Origin of the sequence: Klebsiella sp. LTGPAF-6F, from assembly GCF_001753185.1 — a bacterium.
GTDB lineage: Bacteria > Pseudomonadota > Gammaproteobacteria > Enterobacterales > Enterobacteriaceae > Klebsiella > Klebsiella michiganensis.
The window spans coordinates 3,291,722-3,308,595 of sequence record NZ_CP017450.1 but is presented as its reverse complement, the minus strand read 5'-3'; the positions used below and the strand labels follow the sequence as shown (position 1 = coordinate 3,308,595).

Sequence of the window (16,874 nt, the reverse complement as noted above, 5' to 3'; positions counted from 1 at the left end):
GTCACTTCGCAATCAACACAGAGAGAAAAACGATGAATTTATCTGCTACTCATGCGATTTCCGTGAGTCCGATCACCGGTGAAACGCTGTCGTCTCTGCCCTGGGCCAGCGAACAGCAGGTCGATGCGGCCATTGCCCTTGCGGAACAGGGATATCGTCAGTGGCGCAACGTCAGCGTGGCGGAGCGCGCGGCGACGCTGCGTAACGTCGGTAGCGCGATGCGTGCCCGTGGCGAAGCGCTGGCGCAAATGATTAGCCGCGAAATGGGTAAACCGATTGCCCAGGCGCGCGGCGAAGTGGCTAAATCCGCCAATCTTTGTGACTGGTATGCTGAACACGGCCCGGCGATGCTCAATACCGAGGCGACGCTGGTTGAAGACAATAAAGCGGTGATTGAGTACCGCCCGATGGGGGCTATCCTCGCTGTCATGCCGTGGAACTTCCCGGTGTGGCAGGTGCTGCGCGGCGCGGTGCCCATTCTGCTGGCGGGCAACAGCTATCTGCTTAAGCATGCGCCAAACGTGCTGGGCAGCGCGGCGATGATCGGCGAAATTTTTGCCGCTGCGGGCGTGCCGGACGGCGTCTTTGGCTGGGTGAACGCCACCAACGATGGCGTTTCGCAAATGATTAACGATCCGCGCATCGCCGCGGTAACCGTCACCGGCAGCGTGCGCGCCGGGAAGGCCATTGGCGCACAGGCCGGCGCGGCGTTGAAAAAATGCGTGCTGGAGCTGGGCGGCTCCGATCCCTTTATCGTGCTTAAAGATGCCGACCTTGACGAGGCGGTGAAAGCGGCGGTGATAGGTCGCTACCAGAATACCGGTCAGGTCTGCGCCGCGGCGAAGCGTTTTATCGTCGAAGCGGGCATCGCCGAGGCCTTTACGCAGAAATTTGTCGCCGCCGCTGCCGCGCTGAAAATGGGCGACCCGCGCGATGAGCAGAACTATATTGGGCCGATGGCGCGGTTCGATCTGCGCGATGAGCTGCACGAGCAGGTGCGCGCGACCTTAAAAGAGGGGGCGACCCTGCTGCTGGGGGCGGAAAAAATCGAAGGCGCCGGCAACTACTACGCGCCGACGGTGCTCGGAAACGTTACCGCGGAGATGACCGGTTTCCGCGAGGAGCTGTTTGGCCCGGTGGCGACGATTACCGAAGCCCGCGATGCCGATCACGCGCTGGCGCTGGCTAATGATAGCGAATTTGGCCTTTCAGCAACGGTTTACACCACCAGTGAAGCGCAGGCCCAGCGTTTTGCCGATGAGCTGGAGTGCGGCGGAGTGTTTATCAACGGCTACTGTGCCAGCGATGCCCGCGTGGCGTTCGGCGGCGTGAAGAAAAGCGGATTTGGCCGCGAGCTCTCCCATTTTGGTCTGCATGAATTCTGCAACGTGCAGACCGTCTGGAGAGATCGCCGCTAGCCTGCGGAAAAATCCCCGGGTTGCGGCTAACGCCTTTCCCGGGCTACCGATTCGTGCGATTTGCGGGTTTGGTAGCCCGGGCAGGCGCCCCGCTGACGAGCGAACCATCCCCCTGGCGACGCGAGGGCGAGAAAGAGGCTGTTTCTTCGCGTCCCGTGCGCCTATAATTACCGCCCGAATTTTGTTGTTGGCAAGGAGCCGCGCGTGGCGACGGTAATGAATAACGCAATGCTCGATGCCATTTTGGCTGAAGTCAGGCCGCTAATTGGTCGCGGTAAAGTGGCGGACTATATTCCGGCGCTGGCCAGCGTCAGCGGCGATAAGCTCGGCGTGGCTATCTGTACGGTCGACGGTCAGCACTACAGCGCCGGCGACGCGCACGAGCGCTTCTCTATCCAATCTATCTCGAAAGTCCTGAGCCTGGTGGTCGCGATGAACCACTATCAGGAAGAGGAGATCTGGCAGCGGGTGGGTAAAGATCCCTCCGGCCAGCCTTTCAACTCGCTGTTGCAGCTGGAAATTGAACAAGGCAAACCGCGCAACCCGTTTATTAATGCCGGGGCGCTGGTGGTCTGCGATATGCTGCAAAGTCGTCTCAGCGCGCCTCGTCAGCGGATGCTGGAAATCGTGCGTCGTCTGAGCGGTGTGGGCGATATCGCCTATGACCCGGTGGTTGCCCGTTCGGAGTTCGACCACTCGGCGCGCAATGCCGCGATAGCCTGGCTGATGAAATCCTTCGGTAATTTCCATAACGATGTCGCCACGGTGCTGCAAAACTATTTCCACTACTGTTCGCTGGAGATGAGCTGCGTAGAGCTGGCGCGCACCTTTCTGTTTCTTGCCGACCGAGGTATCGCTCCGCACCTTGAGACGCCGGTTATCGCCCCCATTCAGTCGCGGCAGGTCAACGCGCTGATGATGACCAGCGGCATGTATCAGAACGCCGGTGAATTTGCGTGGCGCGTCGGTTTACCGGCGAAATCCGGCGTCGGCGGCGGGATTGTGGCCATCGTTCCGCAGGAGATGGCGATTGCGGTCTGGAGCCCGGAGCTCGATGACGCCGGGAACTCGCTGGCCGGGATCGCTTTACTGGAAAAACTCACTCAAAAACTGGGGAGGTCGGTATTCTGATGGTGCCCATAGAAAACCTGTTTGCCCGCCTGCAGCGCTCCACTTTTCGCTCCCGTTTTCGCCTCGGCGTGAAAGAACGGCAGTATTGTTATGATAAGGGCGCGGAGGTTATCGACCAGCACGCGGCGGACTTTATCGCCAGTCGGCTGGCCCCTGCGCAAATTCCTAACGACGGTAAGCAGACCCCGATGCGCGGACATCCGGTGTTTATCGCCCAGCATGCCACCGCGACCTGCTGTCGCGGCTGTCTGGAAAAGTGGCACGCGATCCCGCGGGGGCGCGGCCTCAGCGACGAAGAGCAGCGCTACGTGGTGCAGGTGATTCACCACTGGCTGGTGATCCAGATGAATTCGCCGGACCGCAGCAGACTGTAATTCATCGGGCGGCGGTATATGCCTGATAATTATTCTCATGATATGATGAACCGCTTACTAATTATTAACATAATAATTGCCTGAAACAATTAGACGGATAATCATGAATGTCTCCACTGTCGATTCGGTCATTCACGCTGTTTCGTGAGGAACAGCCCGTGCGTGATGCGCTGGTGTTGTTCACTTTAACGCTACTACTGCATTTCTTTGGCGCGATGCTGCGTCTGGTACAAGAATTGTCGTTCTTCTGGCCGCTGAACGCGGTAATGGCGGGGATTTTTGCGCGTTATATCTGGCTAAATCGCAGCTATTTTTACGCCGTTTGTTTTGCCGCCATGCTGGTATATGACGGTTTAACATCTCGTTGGGGAATGGGGTTCGCCTCCTTTCTGATCAACTTCTCCAATATCGTTTTTATCGTCACCCTGGCGCAGCTCATTTTGTGGGATAAGCGCCGGGCTGATTCGATGCCGGGACCGATAAATGCGCTAAGCCTGTTTTGCTACTGTCTGCTGGCGGCGCTGCTCTGCGCGGCGGTCGGGGCTCTGGGTTCGGTAGATGTGGAACGCGCCACGTTTATTCCCCAACTGGCGGACTGGTTTAGCGAACAGTTTTCGACTGCCGTGCTGATCCTGCCGTTCATTTTAACCCTCACGCTCCCTTCGGCGTTCGGGCGTTTTCGCCTGCGTCAGCTGTTACCGGCGATTGCGCTGGTGCTGTCGATTGTGCTCGGCGTGGCGGTGGGCGGGGCCGGGAGCATAACCTTCCCGTTACCGGCGCTGATTTGGTGCGCGATTCGCTATCCGCTGCCGTTAACCTGCCTGTTGACCTTTATTACCGGGATTAGCGAAATTCTGCTGGTGGCGAACTCGCTTATCCATCTCTCCCCCGATACCCGGATGCAGCCGTGGCAGCTGTTCTCAACGCGCCTGGGGATTGCTGCGATGCTGATCAGCCCCATCATCGTCGCTTCCAGCGTTGAGGCGATTAATAACCTGGTCAAACAGCTGGCCCTGCGCGCTGATTTCGACTTCCAGACCCGGGTCTATTCTCGCTCCGGGTTAAGCGAAGCGTTGAAACGTCAGCCGATCGCGGAAAACGAGCTGCTCACCGTGATGGTGCTCGACATCGACGGCTTCAAGCAGGTTAACGATCGCTGGGGCCACGAGTGCGGCGATTGTATGCTGGCCCAGTTTGCGCAGCAGGTGCGGCAGCTGGTGGGTGAAGAGGGCATGGTGGCGCGTATTGGTGGGGAAGAGTTTGCCGTCGCGGCGCTGACCTCATCCGCGCGAGACGGAGTGCTGCTGGCGGAAAAAATTCGCCAGGGCATCGAGTCGCAAACCTTCACCTGGGGGCAAAACAGGATCCAGCTGACCATCAGCATGGGGCTGGAGAGCCGGGCGCCGGGTTCAGCCAGAGTAACGGATCTGTTCAACCAGCTGCTCATGGTCGCCGATGATTCTATGATTCGGGCAAAAAAAGCCGGACGCAATCGTATTTTTACGCAAGAAATGGTCTGAATCGTACATAAGAAAATACGATGGTAATTCCGCTTGTGTTAAATATAAGTTAAAAACATAGTGATGTGGTCAATTTCAAGGAGTTACCTATGACCACATCCTTTTCTCTGCGCACGCTGTCGCGTGACGATATTCTTGAACACCTTCCTGAATTAACCGACATCCTCGTCAGCTGCGTCAACGGCGGGGCCTCGGTGAGCTTTATGCTGCCTTTTTCCCCGGAAACCGCGACGGCGTTCTGGCTGCGAATGGCGCAGAGCGTCGCCGCCGGTGAGCGCATTGTTCTCGCCGCAGCGGATGCGCAGCAGCGGCTTGTTGGTACGGTACAGCTGATTACTGACCAGCCGGAAAACCAGCCGCACCGCGCCGATGTCGCCAAACTTCTGGTTCACCAAAATGCGCGGCGTCAGGGGCTGGCGAATGCGCTCATGTCCCGGCTGGAAGCCATCGCGCGCGAGCAGGGTAAGAGCGTTCTGGTGCTGGATACGGCGACGGGCAGCGGAGCAGAAAACTTTTATGTACAGTGTGGTTGGGAAAAAGCCGGGGAAATTCCACGCTATGCGCTGATGCCCGACGGCGAGCTGACGGCAACATCGCTGTTCTATAAATTTCTGTCATAAATTTTATATTGCATACAGCTTTGATCAAAACAGGGTTTCACTTGCGTAAAAACCTGATAACTTATTGGACCAATTACTCAGGTTGTATGACTACTCTATGAGGGAACCCTTGTGAAAACACTAAACCGTCGCGATTTCCCGGGCGCGCAGTACCCTGAACGTATCATTCAGTTTGGCGAAGGTAACTTCCTGCGCGCGTTTATCGACTGGCAGATCGATCTGCTGAACGAGCATACCGACCTGAATGCCGGGGTGGTGATCGTGCGTCCGATTGAGAGCTCATTCCCGCCGTCGCTCAGCACCCAGGATGGCCTCTACACCACGATTATTCGTGGCCTGAACGAGAAAGGGGAAGCGGTCAGCGATGCGCGTCTGATTCGCTCGGTAAACCGCGAAATCAGCGCCTATGCGGATTACGATGAACTGCTGCGGCTGGCGCACAACCCGGATATGCGGTTTGTGTTTTCCAATACCACCGAAGCGGGTATTAGCTACCACGCGGGGGACCGCTTCGAGGATGCGCCTGCGGTGAGCTATCCGGCAAAACTGACCCGCCTGCTGTTTGAACGCTACAGCCATTTCTCCGGCGCGGCGGATAAAGGCTGGGTCATCGTTCCCTGCGAGCTGATTGATTATAACGGTGAAGCGCTGCGGGAACTGGTGCTGCGCTATGCGCAGGAGTGGGCGCTGCCGGAAGCGTTTGTGGCATGGCTGGATGAAGCCAACGCTTTTTGCTCCACCCTGGTAGACCGTATTGTGACCGGCTATCCGCGCGATGAAGCCGCGCAGATTGAAGAGCAGCTGGGGTATAAAGACGGTTTCCTCGATACCGCCGAACATTTCTACCTGTTTGTCATTCAGGGGCCGAAATCCCTGGCCGCCGAGCTGCGCCTCGATAAGCTACCGCTTAATGTGCTGATTGTTGACGATATTAAACCGTACAAAGAGCGTAAAGTGGCCATTCTTAACGGCGCGCACACCGCGCTGGTGCCGGTCGCCTTCCAGGCAGGCCTGGATACGGTGGGCGAAGCGATGAACGATGCGGAAATCTGCTCATTCGTCGAGAAGGCGATTTATCAGGAGATTATTCCGGTTCTCGATCTGCCGCGCGATGAGCTGGCGTCCTTCGCCAGCGCGGTAACCGGTCGTTTCCGTAACCCGTACATCAAGCATCAGCTGCTGTCTATCGCGCTAAACGGCATGACTAAATATCGTACCCGCATTCTGCCGCAGCTGCTGGCGGGCCAGAAGAAAGAGGGGGCTCTCCCGACGCGCCTGACCTTTGCGCTGGCGGCGCTGATCGCCTTTTATCGCGGCGAGCGTAACGGTGAGAACTATCCGGTTCAGGATGATGCCGAATGGATGGAGAGCTATATGGCGCTATGGGCCCAGCATCGGGATGCGCAAATCACTACCGGTGAGCTGGTAAAAGCCGTACTGTCCGTTGAATCCCACTGGGAGCAGGACCTGACGAAAGTGCCGGGTCTGGTTGATCGGGTCACGCAGGATCTGGATGCTATTCTGCGCGACGGCATGCGCGCCGCCGTTAAGCCATTATGCTGATACTCTAAAGCCCGCTGACGGACGACCAGAATAGCATCGATTGTGTCGGCCGGGTAAGGCGTCAGCCGCCGCCCGGCACTCATCCGGGCACATTGCTAAAGCGATGGAGCATCACTCTCAACCCGGCAGTTGCCGGGTTAGTTTGGCATTTGCATTAGTTACAACATACTTCTGTGTTTTTTTATAAACGCAGGTCTGAAAGATTGTGCCCATTTCGTCCGGCAGCGGAAACAGGGGCAATTAAGAGAAAAAGATGAATTGTGCCCCCGGCGGTTGCACTAATTATCTGACTGGAAAATAATGGCTTATCCAAACGAGGGATGAGACCCATGGTTATTGACATTCGTGAAGTGAGCCAGCAGGACAAAGCGCAGTGGCTACAGCTATGGGAAGGCTATACCCGTTTCTACGGTAGCCCGCAGCCGTCCGACGTCACGGAATATACCTGGCAGCGGATGCTTGATTCCGCTTCTCCCATGCTGGGCCGGGTTGCCCTGGCGGATGGCAACATCGCTGGATTTGCGATTTGTGTCCTTCACGAAGGCACCTGGGTAAAGACGCCTGTTTGCTATCTGGAAGATCTGTTTGTTGCCCCGCCGATGCGCGGAAAAGGCATCGCCAGGGCGTTGATGCAGGCGCTGCAAGCGGAAGGGAAAGAGAAAGGGTGGTCGCGGCTGTACTGGCACACTCGTACTGATAATCCGGCCCGGCGTCTGTATGATGAATTTACGCCCGCCGATGACTATGTTCGTTACCGCGTGACGCTCTGAAAATCTGAGATTAAGAAGTTATTAAGATTTCCCCTGTAAAACAGGGGAAACGACTCAGGAGTAACAAAATGGAAAAACGCATAGAGACGGTTGTGAACCTCATCATGTTTCTTTCGCTGCTGGCCACCGCATGGGATCTCTCTCTGGTCCATCATCTGTCCTGGTAAACCTGGCCTACGGCGCCTGCTTCCTGCGCCGTAGCGTTCTCTCCCTCTTTTTACACTCCGATGACGCTAGCGGCGCGCGACGATAAACAGGCGCGGAAATCGCAGCAGTACCTTTCCGTTACACTGTAACGGATAGTACTGTTTCAGCCGCTCCAGATAGCGTCCGAGAAACGCCTGGCGCTGCTGTTCATCAAGCGGTTGTAAAAACGGTCGCAGGCCCGTTGACTGTAGCCATTCAATAATGGCCTGGTGCGATGCCAGCGGGTGATGGTAGGTGGTGCGCCAGATATCCACCTCGCAGCCGCTGGTGGTCAGCATATCGTAATACTCCGACACATCCGGCAGCGGCTGCCGCCCACTGGCCGGATGCCCCATCTCTTCAGCAACCTGACGCATCAGCACGTGCGAGGGCTCTTGCCAGTTCACCGGCATTTGCACCGCCAGTACGCCGTTTTTCGCAAGATTGCTGACCAGATATGGGAAAAGGCGCTGATGATCCGTGAGCCACTGCAGCGAAGCATTGGCATAAATCACGTCCGCCGGCCGCTCGGGGCGGAATGTAGCGATATCCGCCTCGACGAACCGGCAGTCCGGTAGCTGCCGGGAGGCCTCTTCCAGCATGGCCGGAGAATTATCAACGCCGATAATCGTGGCATCTGGCCAGGCATCGCGCAGCAGAGCGGTACTGTTGCCAGGTCCGCAGCCCAGATCAACGGCCAGCGTGGCGGGACGGTGGGCGATGCGGGCGAGAAGCTCGGCGGCGGGCCGCGTACGCTCAGCGCCGAATTGCAAATAAAGTGAAGGATTCCAGTCTGCCATAGCGCGCTCCGGTTAAGAGAAACTCGTTCATCAGCATAGACGGCAATGCTTATCTGGCAACTAAACAGAATCAATAAGTTACTTTATTGTGACGCTGTCACTTTTCCTTATGCAGGGTTCATCACGGCATCCCCGCCAGCGGTTGGCTACAGTAGGCGTCGCAAACCAGGGGGATGGTCATTAAATGGCGTTAATCATTAAGGTGTTACTCGAAAACCGGCTTGGCAAGGGGCAGGACAGCCTGCTGCAGGCGAAACCCGGATTAAGCCTGCTTGTGGAGGATGAAACCAGCCGGGTGCTGTTTGATACCGGGCCAGACGGCACGTTTCTTCATAATGCGCAGCGTATGGGCGTCTCTTTATCTGACCTGACCGCCACGGTGCTCTCCCATGGACATTACGATCACTGCGGCGGGGTGCCGTGGCTGCCGGACAACAGCCGTATTATTTGTCATCCGCAGATTGGACTCACCCGCTACTCGGCGTTATCTCTCGCAGGACGCAACTGGAAAGTCAAAAAGCTGTCGCGAGATATCGACTACTCCCGCCACCGCATGGAGTACAGCCGCGAGCCGGTGGCGATCGGCGAACGACTGCTGTGGTCCGGTGAGATTACGGTCGCTCACCCGCGTGCCTATGGCCTCCTGACGGGTCAATCCCAGGGTGAGGACTATATTGTCGATGAAGGCGTCCTGATCTACCGCTCGACGCGAGGGTTAGTCATTATCTGCGGCTGCGGACATCGCGGATTGATCAATACCGTTCGCCACTGCCAGAAGATCACCGGCATCCAGCAGGTATACGCCATCATCGGCGGTCTTCATCTGCGCAGCGCGCCGCCGTGGGCAATTCGTCAGCTTAGACAATTCTTGCGCCAGCAGAAGGTCGAGGAGGTGATGGCCTGCCACTGCACCGGTTCATGGGGGCGCTGGTGGCTAGCGGAGAGTAGCGCGCCGGCAACCGGCGATACGTTGGTGCTGGAATAATAATCGCGTTCACTTTTGCTAATTACATATAAATAACATTTTTGCTATTTATTAAATACATTATCTGCCGGCTATACATCTTCCCCCAAGGGGAAGGTCAAATACTGATATCCCTTTTTGGTGTAAATATTTATAGAGAAACTTCATTCTATTTAACCTGGAGTTTTCTCTTTGAAATATCGTTTAATTCTTGCAGTGAGTGTGATTTAATCCAGCGGTCGTCTAATTGCGAATATCACTATGATTCAGTCACTACAGGCATTATTTAAACAAGCAACCCGGCGCCGGCTTCGTATCCGCGCAGGGCTTGTTATTGCCTGTTGGTTACTGCTCAACCTTCAGCTCGCCGTCGCGGCGCACCATGGCGGCCAGCAGCAGCCCGCGGTGCCGCAGGTGCAGATTCACCATATTGTCGATGGCATGATGAACATGCCCGGCATGGAAAACGTCGGCCAGAAAGTTATCTGTGAGAAGCACTGCGACCCCGATACCGCGCAGCCTAACTCCTTAACCTCTCTACAGCTGAACGCGCTCCCCTCCGAAACCGCGCTACTCGTGGTTTCCCCGCAGCAGGAGACCTGCGCTGAACGTATGGACTGGCGCACGCCGCCGGTCACCGGTCCCCCGGTTGAGATACGCTTCTGCCGTTTCAGGGAATAACGCACCGTTAAAAACATCCATCAGATCTGCCCGGTCTGCGGGCGACTTTATGTTTTTTTCGGAGACTTTATTATGCGTTCGACCTCTATTTTTCTGCTTATTACCAGCGTACTGACCTTTTCCTTCAGCGCATTTACCGCCAGCGCGGAAGACGCCGCGATGCACCCTCACACCATGTCCTCCATGGCGGATATGCCGGAGATGAAGAAGGCGGATGATTCCGCCACGCTTTATTCGGCCAGCGGGGTCATTAAAGCCTGGCGCGACGATGCCGTCGTGATTGCCCACTCTCCGGTTACCGAGCTGAACTGGCCGGCGATGACCATGAGCTTTGCGCTCGCTGATAACCACGATAAAAAGCTGGCGGTGGGAGAGCAGGTCGATTTCACCTTCCGCCAGACCGACTCCGGCTACGCGATCGTTTCAATTACCGCGCGATAATTCCGGAGTCATTATGCACATCTTCAATAAGGCGGCCTGCGGGCTGCCGCTTTTACTGTCGCTGATGTCCACCAACGGCTGGGCAACGACGCTTTCTGAGGCCCTGTCGGCGGCGGAAAACTACTCCGCCGAGCTCTCCGCCAACGATCATCAGGTTAACGCTTTGAAGAATATGGCGGATTCTGCGATGCAGCTCCCCGATCCGAAGCTGAAATTTGGTATTGAAAACGTCCCGCTGGGCGGCAATAACGCCGGCCGTCTCACCCGTGAGGGGATGACCATGCAAAGAGTTGGCGTGATGCAGGACTACGTCAGCAGTACAAAACGTGAACGGAAAGCCGACTCCATTACCGCCGAGGCGCGCCAGACCGCCGCTAATGCCGATGTTATTCGTGCCCGGCTGCAGCGGGAAACCGCCCAGGCGTGGCTGGCGCTGGCGCTGGCGCAGAAGTCGCTGCGCTCGGTGCAGACGTTGATTAGCGAAACGTCCCGGCAAATCGACGTACAAAAGGCCGGCGTCAGCAGCGCCAGCGCCAGTCCCAGCAGCGTGCTGGACGTTCAGCTGGCGCTGAATGCGATGAAAAATGAGCAGGATAATGCCCGCCGCGATGTACAGATCGCCCAGGCGCGCCTGTTGCAGCTCACCGGGAAGGAGGTCCGCGATATCTCCGGCCCGCTGCCGCGCATTGAACGTCTGCCTGCCGACGAAGCCGACTTAATGGCCGGGATTAAACTTCACCCGGAAGTGATCCAGGCCGCCAGAGAAGCCGATCTGGCGAAAGCGAAATCAGGTCAGTCGGAAGTCGCGGCGATCCCCGACGTGGGCGTTGAGGTTTATTACGCCCGACGCGGTGATGATTATGACGACATGGTGGGGGTAATGTTTACCGTCGATATGCCTATTTTTCAGGGCAAACGCCAGGACAAAGACCACGCAGCGGACGTCTCCCGTACCTATGAAGCCAACGATCGGCTGACGTTATTGATGCGCGAACATCAGGCGCAGCAGTATCAGCTGATTTCGCAATATAACGCCGCGAAAGCCATTTACGATCGCCAGCAAAGCGAGGTGCTGCCGCTGCTGCGCAAGAAGGTGAGTCTCGTCAATGCCCAGTATCGGGGCGGCAGCTCCGCGCTGCCTGAGCTGCTCGCCGCCCGTCGCGATCTCCTGAGCGGAGAAATTGCCAGCAACAATGCGGAGAAAGCGCTTGCCTATTGATGCGCGAACATCAGGCGCAGCAGTATCAGCTGATTTCGCAATATAACGCCGCGAAAGCCATTTACGATCGCCAGCAAAGCGAGGTGCTGCCGCTGCTGCGCAAGAAGGTGAGTCTCGTCAATGCCCAGTATCGGGGCGGCAGCTCCGCGCTGCCTGAGCTGCTCGCCGCCCGTCGCGATCTCCTGAGCGGAGAAATTGCCAGCAACAATGCGGAGAAAGCGCTTGCCGATGCGTGGGCCGCTATTCGCTACCTTATTCCACAGGATGTTAAATAATGAAGCTTAAATCTGCTCTTACCCTTGTGGCGCTGGCCGTCGCCCTTGCCGCCGCGGGCGGCTACTGGCTGGGTTCGCGAAGCGCGCCGATGCCCGCCGCTGGCGGCGGCCAGGCGGAAACGGGTCGCAAAGTGCTGTACTGGTATGATCCAATGGCCCCCGCTACGCGCTTTGATAAACCGGGTAAATCGCCGTTTATGGATATGGATCTGGTGCCGCGTTACGCCGATGAAGGCGCGGGAGAAGACGCCGGGGGCGTGCAGATTAGTGCCCGTCAGCAGCAAAATCTTGGCGTCCGTACGGCGAACGTCTCCCGCCAGACGCTGGCGATGAAGCTCAATGCTTTTGCTACCGTGGCCATTGATGAGCGGGGCGTTGAAACGGTACCGGCGCTGGCCAGCGGTCTGATTGAGAAACTTTACGTCAACGCCTCCCAGCAGTTTGTGAAAAAGAACGAGGCGCTGGCGGAGCTGTGGATCCCGCAGTGGGCGGCGGCGCAGCAGGAGTATCTGGCGGTGAGGCGGCTGGGCGATAGCGGGCTGACCGCCGCGGCCCGCGACCGCCTGCGGCTGCAGTTTATGCCGGAAGCGGTTATCCGTAGCGTTGAGCGCAGCGGTCAACCGCAAACCCGCATGACGGTGCGCGCGCCGCACGATGGCTACGTCAGCAAGCTGGATGTGCGCACCGGCGCGCAGGTCACGACAGCCCAACCGCTGTTCGAGCTGGCCAGCCTCGATCCGGTCTGGATCGTGATTGATTACCCGCAAAGCCAGGCCAGCCTGCTGCGCGAAGGCAGTAAGGTGACAGCCACCACCGGCAGCTGGCCCGGTATGGCGTTTCAGGGAACCGTCAGCGAACTGCTTCCCGACCTCGAAGCCACCACCCGTACGTTGAAAGCCCGCGTAGTGCTGAATAATCCGCAGCATCGGCTCAAGCCGGGCATGTATTTAAACGTTGAGCTGGCTGAGGCGCAGCAGGAGAGCGCCGTTCTGGCTATTCCGGAAGAGGCATTAATTGCCACCGGCACCAGCAATCGGGTGCTGATCGCCGACGGCGAGGGGCATTTCCGTCCGGTCGAGGTGACCGCAGGGCGAACGCAGAATGGTCTGGTTGAGATTAAATCCGGCCTCGAAGCGGGCCAAAAGGTGGTGACCTCCGGGCAGTTCCTGATTGACTCCGAAGCCAGCCTGCGCAGCGCGCTGCCGCAAATGGCCGGGCAAGAGGAGGAGGCAAAAAGCTACTCAGCGCAGGGCGTTATTAAGGCCGTGAGCAATGAGGCGGTAACCATTGCACACCAGCCGGTACCGGCGCTGAAATGGCCGGCGATGATCATGGATTTTGCTATTACGCCGCAGCTGCGGGAACAGATGCGGCCCGGCGAGTCGGTGATGTTTCACTTCGTCCTGACCGATGAAGGGGCGCGAGTCACCTCAATGATGCCGCTGAACGGCGCTAAGGAGCAGCCATGATTGCCGCCGTTATCCGCTGGTCATTGCGCAACCGCCTGCTGGTATTGCTGGCGACGCTGATTATGGCCGCCTGGGGCGTCTGGTCGGTACAGCAGGCGCCGCTGGACGCGCTGCCGGATCTCTCCGATACCCAGGTGATCATTCGCGTGAGCTATCCGGGGAAAGCGCCGCAGATTGTCGAAGATCAGGTGACTTACCCGCTGACCACCACCATGCTGTCGGTGCCGGGAGCGAAAACCGTGCGCGGCTTTTCGATGTTCGGCGATGCTTATGTCTATGTGCTGTTTGATGATGGAACGGACCCATACTGGGCGCGCTCCCGCGTGCTGGAGTACCTGAGCCAGGTCCAGAGCAGCCTGCCGCCGGAAGCGAAAGCGTCGCTGGGGCCGGATGCCACCGGCGTCGGCTGGGTGTTTGAATATGTGCTTACCGACAAAAGCGGCCAGCATAGCCTCGGCGACCTGCGGGCGATTCAGGACTGGATCCTCAAATATGAGCTGAAAACCGTGCCGGATGTTTCGGAGGTGGCCAGCGTCGGCGGAATGGTCAAAGAGTATCAGGTGATCCTTAATCCTGACCGGCTGCGGGCGCTGAACGTCACCCACGAGCAGGTGATTAGCGCGATCCAGAGCGCCAACCAGGAAGGGGGCGGTTCGGTGCTCGAGCTTGGCGAAGCCGAATATATGGTGCGCACCACCGGCTACCTGAAGTCCATCGACGACTTTAACCAGGTGGTTATCGCTGCGCGCAGCGGCGTGCCGGTGCTGCTCTCCGACGTCGCCAGCGTGCGCCGGGGACCGGCGATCCGGCGCGGCGTCGCCGAACTCAACGGCCAGGGCGAGGTGGCGGGCGGAATTATCATTATGCGCTCGGGTAAAAACGCGCTCAGCACCATTAACGCGGTAAAGGCCAAACTGGCGGAAGTGCAAAAAAGCCTGCCCGCAGGCGTGGAGATTGTTCCGGTCTACGATCGTTCGCAGCTGATTAAAAACTCCGTCGAGACCCTGACCCATAAGCTCATTGAGGAGTTTATCGTCGTGGCGGTGGTCTGCTCGCTGTTTCTGTTCCACTTCCGCAGCGCGCTGGTGGCGATGATCACGCTGCCGCTGGGGATCCTTGGCGCGTTTATTGTGATGCACTATCAGGGCGTCAGCGCCAATATGATGTCGCTCGGCGGGATTGCGATCGCCATCGGGGCCATGGTCGATGCGGCAATCGTGATGATAGAAAATATGCATAAGGTGCTGGAGCAGTGGCGGCACGAGCACCCTGAACGCCAGCCGTCCTCCGCCGACTACTGGCAGATAGCCCAGCACGCGGCGTCGGAAGTGGGGCCTGCGCTGTTTTGCAGCCTGCTGATTATCACCCTGTCGTTTATTCCGGTGTTCACCCTCGAAGCGCAGGAGGGCAAGATGTTCTCGCCGCTGGCCTTCACCAAAACGTATTCGATGGCGGTGGCCGCCGGACTCGGGATCACCCTGGTGCCGGTGCTGATGGGCTACTTTATTCGCGGCAAAATTCCTGATGAAACCGCCAATCCGCTCAACCGCTGGCTGATTCGCGCCTATGAGCCGCTGCTGGATAAAGTTTTGCAGTGGCCGAAGGCGACGCTGGCGGCGGCGGGCCTGCTGCTGGTTGCCACGCTGTGGCCGCTGGCGCAGCTCGGCAGCGAATTTCTGCCGCAAATTGACGAGGGTGACCTGTTGTATATGCCCTCCACGCTGCCGGGGATCTCCAGCCGCGAAGCCGGACGCTTGCTGCAGCAGACCGACCGTCTGATCAAGACCATTCCTGAAGTGCAAAGCGTATTCGGCAAGGCCGGGCGGGCGGACAGCGCTACCGACCCGGCGCCGCTGACCATGCTGGAAACCACGATTCAGTTCAAGCCGAAAAGCGAATGGCGGCCCGGCATGACCATGGATAAGCTGATCGAGGAGCTCGACAATACGGTGAAGGTACCGGGGATAGCCAACGTCTGGGTACCGCCGATCCGTAATCGCCTGGACATGCTGGCGACCGGCATCAAAAGCCCGGTCGGCATCAAAGTGAACGGTAACAATCTGGCGGAGATCGAAAAGACCGCCGAAGAGATTGAGCGCATCGTGCGTAGCGTACCGGGGGTGACGTCGGCGCTGGCGGAACGCCTCGACGGCGGCCGCTATATCGATATCGCTATCGACCGGGTGAAAGCCGCCCGCTACGGCGTGTCGGTGAAGGAGCTGCAGTCAATCGTCGCCAGCGTCGTCGGCGGCGATAACATCGGCGAAACCATCGAGGGGCGAGAACGTTACCCGATCGGCGTCCGCTACCCGCGCGAAATGCGCGACTCGCTGCAAAAGCTGCGCGATCTGCCGGTAGTGACCAGCGGCGGGGCGCAGGTCGCGCTCTCGGAACTGGCGGACATCACCATTACCGACGGCCCGCCGATGCTGAAAAGCGAAAACGCCCGCCTGTCGGACTGGATCTACGTGGATATTCGCGGGCGCGACTTAAAATCCGCAGTTGATGAAATGCAGAGCGAGGTCGGCAAACGGGTCAGGCTGCCGGAAGGCATCTCGCTGACCTGGTCCGGGCAGTATGAGTACCTCGAGCGCGCCACCGCGAAGCTGAAAATCGTGCTGCCGTTTACCCTGATGATTATCTTTATCCTGCTTTACGTCACTTTCAGCCGCGTTAAAGACGCTCTGCTGATTATGGGAACTTTGCCGTTTTCGCTGATCGGCGGCGTCTGGCTGCTCTGGCTGCTGGGCTACAACCTGTCGGTAGCCGCCGCCGTGGGCTTTATTGCGCTTGCCGGCGTGGCGGCGGAGTTCGGGGTGATTATGGTACTCTATTTGAACCAGGCGATCGCGAAACGCCGCTCCGAGCTGAACGATCGCGCGCTCAACGAGGCTATTCATGAAGGGGCCGTGCTGCGCGTGCGCCCGAAAGTGATGACCGTGGCGACAATCATGGCCGGACTGCTGCCGATTATGTGGGGAGGGGGCACCGGATCGGAGGTGATGCAGCGTATCGCCGCGCCGATGATCGGCGGGATGATCACCGCGCCGCTGCTCTCGATGCTGGTGATCCCGGCAGTCTATCTCCTGACGCACCGTAACAAACGCTAAAGTACAACGCCCGGGCCAGGCGGCTCGGGCGTGAATCAGTCGGCGTTCTTAAGATCTTCCGCGCGTTTGGCGGTGGCGTAGACAAAATCGAGCATGGGTTCAAGGTCGGTATCGTAGCCGGCCTGAATGATTTTGCCGCGCAGCCATTCGATCTCGCTGGTAATATCCGGGTGGAATATATTGTTGTCCTGCGCTTTACGCAGCCACTTGAGCAGGAAATTATTTTTCCCGCGGATACCGCCTGATTTCTTCGATTTTGCGTGTATTTTCAGCGCCACCAGAATGCAGTAATAGAAATGAACGCGCTGATTAAAACTTTGGTGCATGTCTTTA

At 58.0% G+C, this 16,874-nt stretch carries 16 protein-coding genes; 14 read left to right on the top strand and 2 right to left on the bottom strand.

Translation table 11 applies throughout. The features are described from left to right. Nucleotides 1-32 precede the first annotated feature (32 nt). The 7 genes from sad (at nucleotide 33) to BJF97_RS15430 (ending at nucleotide 7,396) form a co-directional block, all read left to right on the top strand. Nucleotides 33-1,418, top strand: coding sequence for a succinate-semialdehyde dehydrogenase (gene sad / locus BJF97_RS15460; RefSeq protein WP_032694370.1), 1,386 nt, complete (start codon nucleotides 33-35; stop codon nucleotides 1,416-1,418). A gap of 204 nt (nucleotides 1,419-1,622) precedes the next feature. Continuing rightward, nucleotides 1,623-2,549, top strand: a complete 927-nt coding sequence (gene glsB, locus BJF97_RS15455) for a glutaminase B (protein ID WP_014229486.1) — start codon at nucleotides 1,623-1,625, stop codon at nucleotides 2,547-2,549. Then, nucleotides 2,549-2,923: a DUF4186 domain-containing protein gene (locus BJF97_RS15450; RefSeq protein ID WP_032694369.1), complete on the top strand. Its 375-nt coding sequence runs from the start codon at nucleotides 2,549-2,551 to the stop codon at nucleotides 2,921-2,923. The genes glsB and BJF97_RS15450 overlap by 1 nt, the downstream gene beginning before the upstream one ends. Nucleotides 2,924-3,030: 107 nt before the next feature. Then, nucleotides 3,031-4,443, top strand: a complete 1,413-nt coding sequence (locus BJF97_RS15445; protein WP_032694368.1) for a GGDEF domain-containing protein — start codon at nucleotides 3,031-3,033, stop codon at nucleotides 4,441-4,443. A gap of 89 nt (nucleotides 4,444-4,532) precedes the next feature. Then, nucleotides 4,533-5,063: a GNAT family N-acetyltransferase gene (locus BJF97_RS15440; protein WP_004851153.1), complete on the top strand. Its 531-nt coding sequence runs from the start codon at nucleotides 4,533-4,535 to the stop codon at nucleotides 5,061-5,063. Between the two features lie 111 nt (nucleotides 5,064-5,174). After that, nucleotides 5,175-6,626: a tagaturonate reductase gene (locus BJF97_RS15435; protein ID WP_032694367.1), complete on the top strand. Its 1,452-nt coding sequence runs from the start codon at nucleotides 5,175-5,177 to the stop codon at nucleotides 6,624-6,626. Nucleotides 6,627-6,955: 329 nt separating this feature from the next. After that, nucleotides 6,956-7,396 (top strand): GNAT family N-acetyltransferase, encoded by a 441-nt coding sequence (locus tag BJF97_RS15430; RefSeq protein ID WP_032694366.1) that lies wholly within the window; start codon nucleotides 6,956-6,958, stop codon nucleotides 7,394-7,396. Between the two features lie 233 nt (nucleotides 7,397-7,629). On the opposite strand, the gene tam is transcribed toward BJF97_RS15430, so the two are convergent. Next, entirely contained in the window at nucleotides 7,630-8,382 is a 753-nt protein-coding gene (gene tam, locus BJF97_RS15425; RefSeq protein WP_032694365.1) for a trans-aconitate 2-methyltransferase, read from the bottom strand. Nucleotides 8,383-8,566: 184 nt separating this feature from the next. On the opposite strand from tam, the gene BJF97_RS15420 reads away from it, so the two are divergent. The 7 genes from BJF97_RS15420 to BJF97_RS15390 all read left to right on the top strand — a co-directional run bounded on the left by BJF97_RS15420 (nucleotide 8,567) and on the right by BJF97_RS15390 (nucleotide 16,541). Continuing rightward, nucleotides 8,567-9,367: an MBL fold metallo-hydrolase gene (locus BJF97_RS15420; RefSeq protein ID WP_032694364.1), complete on the top strand. Its 801-nt coding sequence runs from the start codon at nucleotides 8,567-8,569 to the stop codon at nucleotides 9,365-9,367. 240 nt (nucleotides 9,368-9,607) lie between these two features. Further along, the gene (locus BJF97_RS15415; protein WP_032694363.1) at nucleotides 9,608-10,027 is read left to right on the top strand and encodes a hypothetical protein; all 420 of its coding nucleotides are present in this window, start codon (nucleotides 9,608-9,610) and stop codon (nucleotides 10,025-10,027) included. Between the two features lie 72 nt (nucleotides 10,028-10,099). Beyond that, nucleotides 10,100-10,468 carry a copper-binding protein gene (locus BJF97_RS15410; RefSeq protein WP_032694362.1) on the top strand — a complete coding sequence of 123 codons (369 nt, stop codon included), beginning with the start codon at nucleotides 10,100-10,102 and terminating at the stop codon, nucleotides 10,466-10,468. Between the two features lie 13 nt (nucleotides 10,469-10,481). Further along, on the top strand, nucleotides 10,482-11,687 hold the full coding sequence (locus BJF97_RS15405) for a TolC family protein (RefSeq protein ID WP_070082934.1): 1,206 nt from the start codon (nucleotides 10,482-10,484) through the stop codon (nucleotides 11,685-11,687). Beyond that, nucleotides 11,687-11,962, top strand: coding sequence for a TolC family protein (locus BJF97_RS15400; protein WP_070082933.1), 276 nt, complete (start codon nucleotides 11,687-11,689; stop codon nucleotides 11,960-11,962). The genes BJF97_RS15405 and BJF97_RS15400 overlap by 1 nt, the downstream gene beginning before the upstream one ends. Next, entirely contained in the window at nucleotides 11,962-13,431 is a 1,470-nt protein-coding gene (locus BJF97_RS15395; RefSeq protein WP_032694360.1) for an efflux RND transporter periplasmic adaptor subunit, read from the top strand. The genes BJF97_RS15400 and BJF97_RS15395 overlap by 1 nt, the downstream gene beginning before the upstream one ends. Continuing rightward, the gene (locus tag BJF97_RS15390) at nucleotides 13,428-16,541 is read left to right on the top strand and encodes an efflux RND transporter permease subunit (protein ID WP_014229476.1); all 3,114 of its coding nucleotides are present in this window, start codon (nucleotides 13,428-13,430) and stop codon (nucleotides 16,539-16,541) included. The genes BJF97_RS15395 and BJF97_RS15390 overlap by 4 nt, the downstream gene beginning before the upstream one ends. A 35-nt stretch (nucleotides 16,542-16,576) precedes the next feature. On the opposite strand, the gene BJF97_RS15385 is transcribed toward BJF97_RS15390, so the two are convergent. After that, the gene (locus BJF97_RS15385; protein WP_009654750.1) at nucleotides 16,577-16,867 is read right to left on the bottom strand and encodes a hypothetical protein; all 291 of its coding nucleotides are present in this window, start codon (nucleotides 16,865-16,867) and stop codon (nucleotides 16,577-16,579) included. Nucleotides 16,868-16,874: the final 7 nt, after the last annotated feature.

Bases quoted from the DNA above. Each gene is read 5' to 3' on its own strand.
- BJF97_RS15450 (WP_032694369.1), top strand. From the start codon at position 2,549: ATGGTGCCCATAGAAAACCTGTTTGCCCGCCTGCAGCGCTCCACTTTT.
- BJF97_RS15415 (WP_032694363.1), top strand. From the start codon at position 9,608: ATGATTCAGTCACTACAGGCATTATTTAAACAAGCAACCCGGCGCCGG.
- BJF97_RS15420 (WP_032694364.1), top strand. From the start codon at position 8,567: ATGGCGTTAATCATTAAGGTGTTACTCGAAAACCGGCTTGGCAAGGGG.
- BJF97_RS15405 (WP_070082934.1), top strand. From the start codon at position 10,482: ATGCACATCTTCAATAAGGCGGCCTGCGGGCTGCCGCTTTTACTGTCG.
- tam (WP_032694365.1), bottom strand. From the start codon at position 8,382: ATGGCAGACTGGAATCCTTCACTTTATTTGCAATTCGGCGCTGAGCGT.
- BJF97_RS15390 (WP_014229476.1), top strand. From the start codon at position 13,428: ATGATTGCCGCCGTTATCCGCTGGTCATTGCGCAACCGCCTGCTGGTA.
- BJF97_RS15385 (WP_009654750.1), bottom strand. From the start codon at position 16,867: ATGCACCAAAGTTTTAATCAGCGCGTTCATTTCTATTACTGCATTCTG.
- BJF97_RS15430 (WP_032694366.1), top strand. From the start codon at position 6,956: ATGGTTATTGACATTCGTGAAGTGAGCCAGCAGGACAAAGCGCAGTGG.
- BJF97_RS15400 (WP_070082933.1), top strand. From the start codon at position 11,687: ATGCGCGAACATCAGGCGCAGCAGTATCAGCTGATTTCGCAATATAAC.
- BJF97_RS15410 (WP_032694362.1), top strand. From the start codon at position 10,100: ATGCGTTCGACCTCTATTTTTCTGCTTATTACCAGCGTACTGACCTTT.
- BJF97_RS15395 (WP_032694360.1), top strand. From the start codon at position 11,962: ATGAAGCTTAAATCTGCTCTTACCCTTGTGGCGCTGGCCGTCGCCCTT.
- BJF97_RS15440 (WP_004851153.1), top strand. From the start codon at position 4,533: ATGACCACATCCTTTTCTCTGCGCACGCTGTCGCGTGACGATATTCTT.
- sad (WP_032694370.1), top strand. From the start codon at position 33: ATGAATTTATCTGCTACTCATGCGATTTCCGTGAGTCCGATCACCGGT.
- BJF97_RS15445 (WP_032694368.1), top strand. From the start codon at position 3,031: ATGTCTCCACTGTCGATTCGGTCATTCACGCTGTTTCGTGAGGAACAG.